15 protein-coding genes are annotated in these 13,576 nt (G+C 48.6%); 13 read left to right on the forward strand and 2 right to left on the reverse strand.

Going from position 1 to position 13,576, the window contains the following annotated elements:
* The first annotated feature begins 337 nt into the window (after positions 1 to 337).
* From QZV31_RS03990 to QZV31_RS04000, 3 genes are all read left to right on the forward strand, one after another.
* Positions 338 to 1,291: a tripartite tricarboxylate transporter substrate binding protein gene (locus tag QZV31_RS03990; protein WP_366508686.1), complete on the forward strand. Its 954-nt coding sequence runs from the start codon at positions 338 to 340 to the stop codon at positions 1,289 to 1,291.
* A 164-nt stretch (positions 1,292 to 1,455) separates the two neighbouring features.
* Entirely contained in the window at positions 1,456 to 1,914 is a 459-nt protein-coding gene (locus QZV31_RS03995) for a tripartite tricarboxylate transporter TctB family protein (protein ID WP_093730676.1), read from the forward strand.
* Between the two features lie 18 nt (positions 1,915 to 1,932).
* Positions 1,933 to 3,444 (forward strand): tripartite tricarboxylate transporter permease, encoded by a 1,512-nt coding sequence (locus QZV31_RS04000; protein WP_093730675.1) that lies wholly within the window; start codon positions 1,933 to 1,935, stop codon positions 3,442 to 3,444.
* Positions 3,445 to 3,589: 145 nt separating this feature from the next.
* On the opposite strand, the gene QZV31_RS04005 is transcribed toward QZV31_RS04000, so the two are convergent.
* Complete coding sequence (locus QZV31_RS04005) at positions 3,590 to 4,264, reverse strand: metal-dependent hydrolase (protein ID WP_295358384.1); 675 nt, start codon at positions 4,262 to 4,264, stop codon at positions 3,590 to 3,592.
* 211 nt (positions 4,265 to 4,475) lie between these two features.
* Between QZV31_RS04005 and QZV31_RS04010 the strand changes: the two genes are divergently transcribed.
* The 7 genes from QZV31_RS04010 to QZV31_RS04040 all read left to right on the forward strand — a co-directional run bounded on the left by QZV31_RS04010 (position 4,476) and on the right by QZV31_RS04040 (position 11,116).
* Entirely contained in the window at positions 4,476 to 5,516 is a 1,041-nt protein-coding gene (locus tag QZV31_RS04010; RefSeq protein ID WP_295358385.1) for a glucosaminidase domain-containing protein, read from the forward strand.
* 12 nt (positions 5,517 to 5,528) lie between these two features.
* Complete coding sequence (locus tag QZV31_RS04015) at positions 5,529 to 6,044, forward strand: tRNA (cytidine(34)-2'-O)-methyltransferase (RefSeq protein WP_366508685.1); 516 nt, start codon at positions 5,529 to 5,531, stop codon at positions 6,042 to 6,044.
* A gap of 84 nt (positions 6,045 to 6,128) precedes the next feature.
* Entirely contained in the window at positions 6,129 to 6,506 is a 378-nt protein-coding gene (gene queD, locus QZV31_RS04020; RefSeq protein WP_093730671.1) for a 6-carboxytetrahydropterin synthase QueD, read from the forward strand.
* A 29-nt stretch (positions 6,507 to 6,535) separates the two neighbouring features.
* Positions 6,536 to 7,303, forward strand: coding sequence for a GTP cyclohydrolase FolE2 (gene folE2 / locus QZV31_RS04025; protein ID WP_366508687.1), 768 nt, complete (start codon positions 6,536 to 6,538; stop codon positions 7,301 to 7,303).
* Positions 7,300 to 8,496, forward strand: coding sequence for a dihydropteroate synthase (gene folP, locus QZV31_RS04030; protein WP_295358389.1), 1,197 nt, complete (start codon positions 7,300 to 7,302; stop codon positions 8,494 to 8,496). Before folE2 ends, folP begins: the two co-directional genes overlap by 4 nt.
* Position 8,497: 1 nt before the next feature.
* Positions 8,498 to 8,959, forward strand: a complete 462-nt coding sequence (folK, locus tag QZV31_RS04035) for a 2-amino-4-hydroxy-6-hydroxymethyldihydropteridine diphosphokinase (RefSeq protein ID WP_295358391.1) — start codon at positions 8,498 to 8,500, stop codon at positions 8,957 to 8,959.
* 159 nt (positions 8,960 to 9,118) lie between these two features.
* The gene (locus QZV31_RS04040) at positions 9,119 to 11,116 is read left to right on the forward strand and encodes a KUP/HAK/KT family potassium transporter (RefSeq protein ID WP_295358393.1); all 1,998 of its coding nucleotides are present in this window, start codon (positions 9,119 to 9,121) and stop codon (positions 11,114 to 11,116) included.
* 113 nt (positions 11,117 to 11,229) lie between these two features.
* On the opposite strand, the gene QZV31_RS04045 is transcribed toward QZV31_RS04040, so the two are convergent.
* A complete protein-coding gene (locus tag QZV31_RS04045; RefSeq protein ID WP_093730667.1) occupies positions 11,230 to 11,469 on the reverse strand; it encodes a DUF1858 domain-containing protein in 240 nt (79 codons plus the stop codon).
* A gap of 139 nt (positions 11,470 to 11,608) precedes the next feature.
* On the opposite strand from QZV31_RS04045, the gene mraZ reads away from it, so the two are divergent.
* The 3 genes from mraZ (at position 11,609) to QZV31_RS04060 (ending at position 13,471) form a co-directional block, all read left to right on the forward strand.
* Positions 11,609 to 12,079, forward strand: a complete 471-nt coding sequence (gene mraZ / locus QZV31_RS04050) for a division/cell wall cluster transcriptional repressor MraZ (RefSeq protein ID WP_295358396.1) — start codon at positions 11,609 to 11,611, stop codon at positions 12,077 to 12,079.
* A 10-nt stretch (positions 12,080 to 12,089) separates the two neighbouring features.
* Positions 12,090 to 13,016: a 16S rRNA (cytosine(1402)-N(4))-methyltransferase RsmH gene (gene rsmH, locus QZV31_RS04055; protein WP_295358398.1), complete on the forward strand. Its 927-nt coding sequence runs from the start codon at positions 12,090 to 12,092 to the stop codon at positions 13,014 to 13,016.
* A 71-nt stretch (positions 13,017 to 13,087) separates the two neighbouring features.
* On the forward strand, positions 13,088 to 13,471 hold the full coding sequence (locus tag QZV31_RS04060; RefSeq protein ID WP_093730665.1) for a septum formation initiator family protein: 384 nt from the start codon (positions 13,088 to 13,090) through the stop codon (positions 13,469 to 13,471).
* Positions 13,472 to 13,576 lie beyond the last annotated feature (105 nt).

The raw sequence follows: 13,576 nt of genomic DNA on the forward strand, positions 1-13,576 counted from the left end.
TCAATGAATCCGGTAGCAGCTGCCTGACAACTTATAATTATTGAAAAATTTGAACACACCATGTATTGCGGAAAACGTTCCGCAACAGGGTGTGTTTTTCTTTTTCTTACAGCTATAAAGAGAAGTCGGTTTTATTGCTTGCAAGGTAAAATAATCTTGAATGTTTTTGCGAGTTGTAGTATAGTTAAGGTATCGGTTATACAGAAAATTTGCGCTCATCCGGAGCGACTTGGATAAGCTGCATATTTTTGTAAAATTGAATTTTATGAAGGAGGAGAAACTCATGAAAAAAATTCTTGCTGTAGCAGGGTCCCTTATGTTGGCTGCTTCTGTCCTGATGACGGGTTGCGGTGGCGGCGGCGGTGGAGACAAAAAGGCTGCCGATGCCAACAAGGAATGGAAACCCACGAAGGATGTCAAGGTTATTATCGCCTATAAAGCCGGTTCCGGCACGGATACAGGCGCCCGCCTGTTGTTGAACAATGCCAAACCCTATGTAGGGCAGACCATGGTTATTGAAAACAAACCGGGTGCTGATGGTAAGATCGGCTGGACTGAACTGACCAAGGCAAAACCGGACGGATATACCATCGGTTTCATCAACCTCCCGACTTATACCACGCTGGCTATTCAGCCGAATGCTCCGTTTAACGATCAGAGCATTGTTCCCATCTGCAACCACCTGACCGAGACCGGCGTAGTTGTAGTTAAGAAAGACGCAAAATGGAAGACCCTGAAAGAACTGGTTGCCGACGCACAGGCAAAACCCGGTGTGCTGAAAGCTTCCACTAACGGCGTAAAGGCTTCCAACCATACGGCAGCCCAGCTGCTGGCACAGTCTGCCAAATTCCAGTACAAGGCTGTTCCTTACGGCGGCACGGCCGACCAGCTGCTGGCTCTGCGCCAGGGCGAGGTTGATTTCTCCTGCGCCAAAGTGGCCGATATTGCCAAGCTGATTAACGGCGATAAAGCGGAACTGCGTGTATTAGGCCTGTTTGCTGAAAAACGCGATCCGCAGTTAAAAGACGTTCCGACATTGGGCGAACTGGGTTATTACAATAAATGGTACGGCTCTGCCCGCGCGCTGGTAGCTCCGAAGGGAACTCCGGAAAACATTATCAAATTCTATGAAACCGCTATGAAGAAGACCATGGACGATCCGAAGGTTAAAGAAGCTCATCAGAAAGCCGGCATGGCTACCGATTACAAAGACAGCAAGGCTCTGGGCGCTTTGATTAAGGAACAGATGGATTTCTGCAAGAACGTAGTTACCAAGTTGTATGATAAATAATCGGATTCATGAGGGCTGAAAGAGGTCCGGCAACGGGTCTCTTTCCTCTGTATTACGGTTATCCTTTAAAAACTGAAGCCGGCTGAGGCGGCTGCCTGTGTGACGGCTGCTTCAGGCCGGCTTTATTTCTGGTTGGTTGAGATTATGATCGCGAGGTTGCTTTTATGAAAAGGACCGATCTTTATATCTGTGGCTTCATGTACCTGTTCTGCGCCTTTTTTCAGCATGAGACGCAAAAGTTCCCGGAAGGAGCCCGCCATTATCCCCATTTTGTCATCGGGCTTTTGTTTTTGCTTACCACCATCCGCCTGTACGATATGGTAAAGCAATATTTGAAAGACAGGCATGTGATTAATGATTTGTCGGAAACATTCAAAGGATTCCAGCCCAAACAGTTTTGGACCATGTTTGCGGCTTTCCTGGGGTTCTTTGCTCTGATGTACTTTTTCGGGTTTTATGTGGCTTCCCTTATTTATATTCTGTTCTGCCTGCAATACTTCCATATTCCCAAAAAGTACATGGCGCTTGTGTTGCTGGTCATGCTTGTCCTGACGTATTTCACCTTCAGCTGGTTCCTGAATGTGCCGCTGCCCAAAGGTGAGATACTGGGAGAATTCTTGTAAGAGGGGAGGCTGTTACTTATGGATGCAAATACCTTGGGATTGATGGCCGCCGGTTTCTTGCATGTGTTTTCACCCATGAACCTGGGCATGATGATTCTTGGCGTAACGATTGGTATTGTCATCGGCTGTATGCCGGGTCTTTCTGCAGCCATGGGCGTGGCGCTGCTCCTGCCCCTGACTTTCGGCATGAAACCGGAAACCGGCCTGATTATGTTGGGCGCCATTTACTGCGGCGCCATCTTTGGCGGTTCCATTTCCGCTATCCTGATTCACACGCCGGGCACGCCGGCTTCGGCTGCCACGGCCATTGACGGCTATCAGCTGACCCTGAAAGGCAAGGCTGGTAAAGCACTGGGTACAGCCTGCACCGCTTCGTTCTTTGGCGGACTGCTCAGCTGTATTTCCCTGTATTTTTTTGCACCGGCGTTAGCCCAGCTGGCCATGAAGTTCGGCAGCCCGGAATATTTCTGGCTGGCGCTGTTCGGCCTTACCATTATTGCGGGTGTGACTTCCGGGTCTATGGTCAAAGGCCTGATGTCTGGCGCGTTCGGCCTGATACTGTCCACCATCGGCATGGACCCCATGGAAGGGGTGGAACGGTATATGTTCGGCATCGACGCTCTGTATAACGGCATCAATGTGACCTGCGCCATGATAGGCCTGTTCTCCATGTCACAGGTGTTCATGCTGATTGAAAAAGCCATTAAGGAGCGGGGCAACGTTATTGATTTTGAAGATTCTGTAATCCTGAAAGCCAAAGAACTGGCCCAGATATTCCCTCATGTGATCCGTTCCTGGATCATTGGGAACATCATCGGTATCTTGCCCGGCGCCGGCGCATCTATCGCCTGCTTCCTGGGGTACGATACTGCCAAGAAGTTTTCCAAACGGAAAGACGAGTTCGGCAAAGGCTCCATTGAAGGCGTGGCGGCTTCGGAAGCAGCCAATAATGCCGTAACCGGCGGATCCCTGATTCCCACGCTGACGCTGGGCATACCCGGTGAATCGGTAACCGCTGTGCTCATGGGCGGTCTGATTATCCAGGGTCTGCAGCCCGGTCCGGAACTGTTCACCAAATATGCGGAGATGACCTACACCTTCTTCGCAGGTTTCGTAGTCACGCAGTTCTTCATGTTGATGATCGGTTTGGGGGGGTGCCGTCTGTTCGCGCACATCTCCCGCCTGTCCGACGCTATCCTGATTCCCTGCGTATTCGTATTGTGCGTGGTAGGTTCTTTTGCCATCAACAACAGTTTTGTGGAAGTGGGTATTATGTTCCTGTTCGGCTTTTTCGGCTATCTGATGCGGAAACTGGATCTGAATACAGCGGCGGTGGTACTGGCGCTGATTCTGGGGCCGATAGGGGAACGCGGTCTGCGCCGCAGCCTGACTCTGTCCGGTAATGATATCAGCATCCTCTTCAGTACTCCCATTTGCTGGATATTGATTGCGATGTGCATTCTGTCCTCTTTCTCACCACTTCTTATGAAAGTGCTGAAGAAGCGGGAAAAGGCCGGAGAGGCCAAGTAAATAATTCATAAAAGAACGAGGGTAACTGAACCTGCTCAGTTACCCTCGCTGTATTTTATTATGTGTCTGTTTGCCTGTGACGCAGTCTGAACAAATCAATTCCAAAACTGTGTTTTACAAAAAAGTGTTTTGGGTGGCTGACAGTTTAATCCCATTCCAGCGTATCGCCCGGATCAACTAAAATTACTTGTGTACCGGGAACATTCTTTTCTACATCTGCCTTATAGGCTTCCGGATCTTGGGCGATGACCGGCCAGGTATTGTAGTGGATGGGGATGACTACCGGTGCTTTCAGGAATGCGGCAGCTTTGGCAGCATCGTGGGGATCCATGGTGAAGTTGCCGCCGATTGGCAGCAAAGCGTATTTAAACGGATCCAGATCCTGTAACAGCTGCATATCGCCGAAGAGGGAGGTATCGCCTGCAAAATAGAACTTCACACCGTGGAAATCAATGATGAAACCGCAGGCATGTCCACCGGCGATGCCGCTGCCGTGGAAGGCAGGAGTCAGGCGTGCTTTCCCGAATGGGAATTTGTAAGTCCCGCCAACATGCATGGCATGTGCTTTGCAACCGTTTTCCGATGCCTGGCCGGCGATTTCTGCCGTGGTGATGATAAGGGCGTCGCACTGCTTGGCCAGTTCATAGGCGCAGCCCAGGTGATCGCCGTGAGCATGGGAAACAAAAATATAATCTACCTTCAGGTCTTCCATGGAAACGTGGATGGGGTTGCCATCGATAAACGGATCGCAAATAAGCGTCTCGCCGCCGGCTGTAACGGTAAAGCAGGCATGGTGGATAAATTTGAATTCTGCAGACATGATAATTCCTCCTTTTTATTCTTTATGACATCATAATACTATGATTTCGTAATAGTATTATAACATATCCAACGTTATTCTGTCAGATGTTGCGGGGAACATTTCTAGTCAGGATAAAACTTTACAGACAGGTGAAATTTGGAATATAATTATATAATATAAGCATAATATCTAAATCAAGAAAACACGGAAAGAGTCAGGAGAAAAAGCAATGAAAAAAATGACGAAGATAACCTGTGCGGTAGCAGTTGCGTTGTTGCTGCTTCCTGTTCCGGGTCAGGCGGCTCGTACTGCTTCTGCCAACCGGGGAGGGAAACCGGTTGTTACAATGGGGGATCGTCCGGGGGCGATTGTTCCCGGCGCCGGTCAAAACAAGAATGATACGAAGCAAAATAAAGCTGCCAAGGGCAGCAATACGGAAATAAAAAATAAAAAGAACAGCGGGACACAGGTATCTCAGGGAAACAAGACGGATACAAAGCGTGGGGTTAAAACGAAACAGACCGCAGCGGCCAAACGGAATCTGAACGCCATTTACATTTTGCCGAAAGGCTATAAAGATATTACCATCAAGGGTAAGGCGGAGGCTACCAAAAAGCAGGCGGCCCAGCTGATTGTGGCAAACAATAAGAATCTGCCCATCGGCTGCAGCGTGGGAGAAATCGTGGACCTGTACTGGGAAGAAGCGGAACGGGAAGGTATCCGTCCGGACATGGCCTTATCCCAGGCTTTGCTGGAGACAGGCTACTTTAATTTCGGTGGTGCCGTGGAACCCTGGCAACACAATTTCTGCGGATTGGGGACTGTTGGTAACGGAGTCCAGGGAGCTGCATTTAAAACGACCCGGGAGGGTGTGCGGGCCCATATCCAGCACCTGTTAGCGTATACGAGCCATGACTTACCTAAAACAAAACTGATAGATCCCCGTTATGAAAAAGCGCATAATCTTCGTCTGCAGAATGGGCTTATTACCAAATGGTCCGGCCTGAACTGGACCTGGGCCATGGGCGGCGAATATGCGGAAAAAGTCATCAACACGCATCAGCTGATGCTGCGTTGCCCGGATAAGGAACCGGAAGGAATGTGGACGGACCACAAAAAACAGCAAAAAGAGCTGGAAAAACTGTATGAAAAGAAAATGAAGGAACGCAATAAACTGGAACAATATAAATATGAAAAACCTAAACATGAAAAATATAAAAGTGAAAACCGTAAAAATGAAAAACATAAAAATGAAAAACGCAAAAAGTAAAGAGGCCTGACCATGCATATCGTTTTATACCAGCCGGAGATTCCGGCTAACACCGGCAACGTAGTTCGTCTGTGTGCAGTAACAGGCTGCCATCTGCACCTGATCCGTCCTCTGGGCTTTTCGACGGATGACCGGCAGCTGAAACGAGCAGGGCTGGACTACTGGCATCTGCTTAAGATAGACTATTGGGATGACATTCACGAGTTGTTTGAAGCGTATAAAGATAATCCTATATTTTTTCTGACCAGCAAGGCCGCGAAAGGTTATACTGAAGTGCACTATGATCCGGACAGCCTGTTGGTCTTCGGCAGGGAAACTTCCGGGTTGCCGGACTGGATCCACGAAGAATTTCCGGAGCAGTGCCTTCGCATTCCCATGATCCCGGATCCCAAAGCACGTTGCCTGAACCTGTCCAATGCGGTGGCAGTAGTGACATATGAAGCCTTCCGCCAGCAGCCGGATTTTGGCGGACTAAGCCTGACGCCGACGGTTCATTCCGGCAAACTGAATTCGCAGTATGAATTATAAATAAGCAGCGGACTTCAACAATTCTGCTTTTGATAACAGATGAAAAAATGGATATATCTTGTCTGAACAGTTACAGGAGGCACCATGATCGTTTTGAAAGAGTTTGAATTTGACGCGGCCCATTATCTTCCCAGTTATAACGGGAAGTGCGAGCACTTGCACGGGCACACTTATAAACTGGTGGTAAAAGTGGACGGGCGTCCGGATATGGAAGGCATGGTACTGGATTTTTCCCTGCTGAAAAAAATCGTGCAGACGAAAGTACTGCGTAAGCTGGATCACAAGCTGCTGAACGATGTACTTCCCAATCCCAGCGCGGAAAACATTGCAATCTGGGTTTGGGATCAGCTGGCCAAACCGTTATATGCGGAAAACCGGCGCCTGTATGAAGTGGAAGTATGGGAAACCCGGACCAGCGGCTGCATATACCGCGGAGAATTTTACGAAGGTGAATTATGTTAAATGAGGCATTAGAAAAAAAGAAACAGTTTTTGAAAGATGTGCAGTCGGAACAGGACAGCCGCAATATCCCGCTGAAACATGTGGGTATCAGCGATTTGCGCTGGCCTCTGGTGCTGCGCGACCGGCAGAAAGGGGAGCAGCATACGGTGGCCACGGTATCCGTGGCGGTGGATTTGCCGAAAGACCTGCGGGGTACTCATATGAGCCGCTTTGTACAGTGCCTGCAGAAGCTGGATATCGTCAATCTTTCCGCACTGGAAGAGGTGCTGGATGACTTAAAGGAAAGCCTGCTGGCCGACCGGGCATTCCTGAAGCTGGAATTTCCTTATTTTATCCAGAAGGAAGCACCGGTAAGCGGACTGAGTTCTGTCATGGACTTGAATTGTGTGTATACGATGGAAAAAGGAACCCGTTTTACCCAAAAGGTCGAAGTGCAGGTGCCCATTCAGACATTGTGTCCCTGTTCCAGGGAAATCAGCGCCTATGGAGCTCATAACCAGCGGGCCGTGGCGTCTTTGGAGATTGAAGCCAGTGAGTTTGTCTGGATTGAGGAACTGGCGGAAATGGCTGATGCGGGTGCCAGTGCTCCGGTGTACGGATTGTTAAAACGTCCTGATGAAAAGTTTGTGACGGAAGAAGCCTATGACAATCCCCGTTTTGTAGAGGACGCAGTGCGGGAGATCGCTCTGCGGCTGGAGGCGGATTCCCGTATCAGCTGGTATCGGGCGACGGTAAAAAGCTTTGAAAGTATTCACAATCATAATGCGTTTGCCTGCGTGGAAAAAGGGTGGAAATGATGCTGTACGAAGTCAACCAGGACGCGCTGCGTTATGAAATGGAACATCTGGGCGTATATAAGCCCAGCGTGGCCATCATGCTGGGCAAAGGAAAAATAACGCCCCTGAAGGTGCTGCATGTCAGGACGCCGGCGGCTAACATCATCAAGCAGGAAATGCTGGCGGCAGGAGGCGACTGCGCCACGCCGGGAACGACAATTACCTGTGCGGTTCCCCATGTGGATATCCTGCTGCTTGGCAATGCGAAGCATTATAAAACGCTGGTCTATAAGCTGAAGCAGATGCCCTATTTCGGCATACCGGATATGGTAGCAGATCTGGAAACGTATCTTGCTGCCGTTCCCAAAAGCACGAAACTGGCAGACGGGCGCTTACTGCATTACGATTCCGTAAAGGTGATGGGCATCATCAACGTGACGCCGGACTCCTTTTATGCCGGTTCACGTAAAAAGAGCGTTGACGCGGTGCTGGAACAGGTGGAACAAATGCTGGCGGAGGGCGCTGCCATATTAGATATCGGCGGAGAATCCACCCGGCCCGGCAGTGATCCGGTTACCCCGGAGGAAGAACGGCAGCGGGTCCTGCCTGCGGTAGCGGAAATCAAAAAGAGATTTCCGGAAAGTATTGTGTCTGTAGATACGTATCGCGCTCAATTGGCAAAGGAAGCCTTGGAGTGCGGGGGCGATATCATCAACGATATCAGCGCCATGACGGCAGACGATGCGATGATGGATGTGGTGGCGGAAGCCAAAGCGCCCATTATTTTAATGCATCGCAGAGGCACGTCCAAAGATATGCAGCAGCAGTGCGAATATAAGAACGTGGTACAGGAAGTGACGGAGTTCCTGTTGAACAGGGCTGCGCTTTTGCAGGAACGGCAGATCGGTCCGGATAAAATCATTCTGGACCCGGGCATCGGCTTTGCCAAAAACGATGAACAGAACCTGAGGCTGATGCAGAATCTGAACGCGCTGACCGTGAACGCCTGGCCGGTGTTGCTGGCGGCGTCACGCAAAACGACAATTGGAAATGTGCTGGGAGTTTCACAGCCTCTTCCTCCGGAAGAACGGCTGGAAGGAACCCTGGCAGTGACTGCTGCCGCAGTTTATGCTGGCGCCAGTCTGGTTCGGGTGCATGACGTTAAGGAAAACGTGCGGCTGATCCGTATGCTGGAAGCGATCCGTAAGGTGTGAAATGGCAATTTATATTGCGTTGGGAAGCAATCTGGGCGATAAAGAAAATAATATGAAAGAAGCCCTGCAACGGTTAGCCAAAAAGGGCGTAACCGTCTGCAAGGTTTCTGATTTTATGGCGACGAGGCCTTATGGCGTAACTGATCAGCCGGATTTTTTGAATGCGGTTGCGGAAATAGAAACAGACTGTTCTCCCACGGAACTTCTCCGGGTTTTATTACAGATTGAACGGGAGATGGGACGGAAACGTATCCGCCGCTGGGGTGAACGGAATATTGATTTAGACCTGTTACTGTATGAAGACCAGATTATTAATTTGCCGGGTTTGCAGGTTCCCCATCCGGACATGCAGAACCGGGATTTTGTGTTGCGTCCGCTGGCGCAGATTGCGCCAGAGACGGTACATCCGATCCTGAAGAAGACGATCAGACAATTATGGGAAGAACTGTCTGACAAAGAATAAGAATTCACATATGGACCGGTATAGATTTATGTTTTTACAAAATATAGTATAACTCATGTACTTCCCGCCGTAAGCTTAACTTATGCAATTGTTTGTGTTATAATAGTCAAAATCAAATATTCTAAATTATTGTATATAATAAAAATTTTGGGGGAAATCATGCAAAAGATTGAGGCTGAGAACAAACATAAATTCAGCTTGGGGATGTTCCTGGTAGCACTCGGTATAGTTTACGGCGATATTGGCACGTCCCCCATGTATGTTATGAAATCCATCGTCGAAGGCAACGGTGGGATTACCAACGTGGATCAGGATTTTATCGTGGGTTCCCTGTCGCTGGTCATCTGGACTATCACTCTGCTGACGACAGTAAAGCATGTGCTGATTGCGCTACGGGCCGATAACCACGGTGAAGGCGGCATCTTTGCGCTCTACAGTCTGATCCGCAATTGCGGAAAATGGCTGATTATTCCTACTATGATCGGCGGCTGTACCATGCTGGCCGACGGTGTCCTGACCCCTGCGGTTACCGTTACAACGGCCGTAGAAGGGCTGCGTAGTATCGATGCCGTGAATGATTTTCTCGGTAGCGGGCAGCATCTGGTGGTCGTGATTACGCTGGCGATTATCAGTCTTCTGTTTATAATCCAGCGGAGCGGAACCAGTTCTATCGGCAAGATGTTCGGGCCGGTCATGATGGTGTGGTTTCTGTTTCTGGGCGTCACGGGAATCTGGCTGACCCTAGGCGATCTTTCCATCTTGAAGGCCTTAAATCCGGTTTATGCTTTACAAGTCCTGTTCAGTCCTCACAACAAGGCGGGCTTTTTGATTTTGGGCAGCGTGTTTCTGTGCACCACCGGTGCGGAAGCCCTGTATACGGACATGGGGCATGTGGGCCGGAGCAATATCTTCATCAGCTGGCCGTTTGTTAAAATCTGTCTGATTTTAAACTATATGGGACAATGCGTCTGGATCATTCAAAATCAGAATAATCCCATTATACAGGTGATGGAAGATCTCAATCCGTTTTATATGATGCTTCCAGAAGCAATGCGGCCGTTGGCGATTCTGCTGAGTGCGCTGGCCGCAATCATCGCCAGCCAGGCTCTGATCAGCGGAAGCTATACGCTGGTGCGTGAAGCTTCCAGCCTTGACCTTATGCCTCATTTAAACGTGCAGTATCCGTCAGATACGAAAGGGCAGATTTATATCCCTTATGTAAATAATATCTTGTGGTTCTTCTGCGTGCTGGTAGTCCTTTACTTCCAAAGCGGGTCCCGGATGGAAAATGCATACGGTCTGGCCATTACAATCAGTATGCTGATGATGACGGTCCTGTTTTGTGTTTATATCGGCGTGCTTCATAAACACCCGGTGGCTGCGGCGGTATTCGGTGTGATTTTCTTTGCTCTCGAGGGTGTGTTTTTCATATCAAGCCTCGGAAAATTTGTAGTGGGAGGCTATGTCGCGATTATCATTTCCCTGATGGTCCTTTTTATCATGATCGCCTGGTATCGGGGAACAGAAATCGAGCAGGAGCAGAATATCTTTTTGAATATGCGCGAGCATTTGGATTCCATTAAAAAACTGCAGAACGATGAGTCCATCCCATTATGCAGCAACAATGTGGTCTATCTGGTCAAAGGAGACGAAACCGAAGTAATAGACCGGGATATCCTGTATTCGATTCTGGACAAAGATCCGAAACGGGCAGATGCCTATTGGTTTATCAGCGTCAATACGACGAATGATCCCTATCAAAAACAATACGAAGTGGAAACCTTTGGAACAGATTATATCTTTCGTGTGAATCTGTATCTCGGTTATAAGGTAAGGCCCAGTGTCAATATCTATCTCAGACAGGTTGTGCACGATTTGCTTGCGACGGGTGAATTGCCGAAACAGAACAAGCGGCATTCCATCTATGCGCCTTCTGATGTGGGTTCTTTCAAATTCTGTATGATTCGAAAAACGATGCCGCAGGAAGGCGACATTGACGAAGTGGATGATTTGCTGATCCGTGCCAAGTACCTGATCCGTCGCATCTGCGGTAACCCGTTCCAGTGGTTCGGACTTGAAAATTCCAATATGATCATCGAATACGTGCCGTTATTCCTGTTGCCGAGGCAGAAGGAAGACAGATTGGAACGACTCTGATTTCAGGAGAATCTTCCAATAACTGAACAGAGTCTTTAATACAGTATCGTTTAATATAAAAAGGCGGTTACACCTTTTCCGGTGTAACCGCCTTTTTATATTGTTTTAACATATTATTTCGCTGCGTTTGCCTTGATGCATTCGTTGATGTCTTTGATCAGGGCGGGTACATCCAGTCCGTGAGCACCGGCGCCTTCACCGATGGTTTCGAACTGTGCAGCCATACAGCCGATGCAGCCCAGACCGTAATCGGCAAATACCTGCATGATTTCCGGATGTGCCTGAACGGCTTCGATAATATTGGTGTCTGCCGTAATTACATCAGCAGCATTTTTAACGTCTTTTACTTCCATGTTATTCACCTCGTAGAAATTTTATTGCATTGCTATTATAGCATTGTTGTAAAAAAAGGAAAAGACAGGAAATAAAAATTCATTCTTTTTTCAAAAAACATCAATAAAAGTATTGCAAAATAGGAAAATAGTCTGTATAATGGTGAAAAGTGGTGAAAAGTGGGGAAATGGGGTGGAGGAAATGTTTCTGGGTGAATACAGGCATTCTCTGGACGACAAGGGTCGTCTCTTCATTCCTGCCAAACTGCGGGATGCATTGGGAAAACACTTTTTTATCAGCAAGGGCTTTGATCATTGTTTGATGATATATGATGAGGAACAGTGGAAGCTGTTTTCGGATAAATTGAACGCGCTGTCCATGGGACAGAAAACGAACCGGGATATTAAACGATTTTTCTTTTCCGGCGCTGATGAATTCTCCTGCGATAAACAAGGGCGTGTGCTGTTGAGTGCCAGCCTGCGGGAACACGCAGGTATCGGTAAGGATACTGTGATTGTCGGTGTTGGCGACAAGGCGGAGATCTGGTCTGCAGAACGGTGGCAGGCACGGAATGCTGCTGCGGAACAGATGATAGAAGAAGGTCTGGATGACCTGAATCTTGACATTTGACGAGGCGGTTATGGATTTTTCTCATGTAAGCGTTCTTCTGAAAGAATGCATAGACTGGCTTGTTACAGACACGGACGGTATCTATGTGGACTGTACTCTGGGCGGGGGGGGACATTCTTCTGAAATTGTTGCCCGCCTGTCGGAAAAAGGCCGGCTGATCGGAATCGATCAGGATGACGATGCGCTGGCTGCGGCATCAGAACGCTTGCAAAACGCCCGGTGCAGGGTGGATATTGTCAAATCAAATTTTAAGGATTTAAAAGGCGTACTCCATAAGCTTGAAATAAATGGTGCTTCAGGTATCCTGTTCGATCTGGGGGTTTCTTCTTATCAGCTGGATATGCCGGAACGGGGCTTTTCTTACATGCATGAAGGTCCGCTGGACATGCGGATGAACCAGGAAGCTGCACTGACCGCGGATACCATCGTGAATACGTACAGCGAAGCAGAACTGGCCGGTCTGATCTGGCGGTACGGGGAAGAACGCTGGGCGAAACGGATTGCGCAGTTTATCGTTGCAGAGCGGCAGAAAAAACCGTTGCATACTACCGGCGAACTGGTAGAAGTTATCAAAAAAGCGATTCCCAAAGGTGCCCGTAAAGACGGTCCTCATCCAGCGAAACGGACGTTTCAGGCGCTTCGGATCGAAGTAAATGACGAATTGAACATTCTGGACCAGGTAGTAGAAGACGCGGTGAACGCATTGAAACCGGGAGGGCGAATCGGCGTCATCACCTTTCAGTCGCTGGAGGACAGGATCGTAAAACAAAAGCTGGCGCAGCTGGCCAAAGGTTGTGTCTGTCCGCCTCATATGCCTTGTGTCTGTGGCAGAAAACCGCTGATCGGCAAACCGGGAAATCTGGTTCCCGGGGATGAGGAAATAGAAATGAATCCAAGGGCACGCAGTGCAAGGCTGCGTTTTGCGGAAAAAATATAGTGGTGTTGTTTATTACAAATAAGTATTCTTCAACCGAAAGAATCAAATCATAAAATGAAAGCGGGCTTACGATGTTAGCAAGAAAATATAATTACGAAGAACAATGGGCACAGTCGGAACAGGAACGGCTCAGAGAGCTGAAGGAACTTCAGGAACGCCGCCAGCGGATCCGAAAGGCCAATTATAAACTGTTCCGCCGCCGTCTGTTTGTTACGGTGGGATTTATACTGGTCATGTACGCTGTAACGGTTATGCGCAGCGCTGCCCTGGTTTCGGCAGGAAATCATCTGATTGCTCTGCAGACGCAGGAGTCTCAGCTGATAGCAAGGAATGCGGAACTGAAAATCGAGGTAGATCAGCTGAAGGGACCGGAACGGATTACGTCCATTGCGGAAAAGCAACTTGGTATGAAAGTGGCCCGCAGCAACATTTATGTAAAAGCCGTCAGTCAATAGGTTATAGCTAAGGGAAGATAGTAACAGATCTTGCGCTTATCATAGCCTTTTAAAATTTTGAGTAAGGAAGAAAGAAGAGTTTTGATAGGCAGCCTGGACAGGCTG

Origin of the sequence: uncultured Succiniclasticum sp. (genome assembly GCF_902793885.1) — a bacterium.
Taxonomy (GTDB): Bacteria; Bacillota; Negativicutes; order Acidaminococcales; family Acidaminococcaceae; genus Succiniclasticum.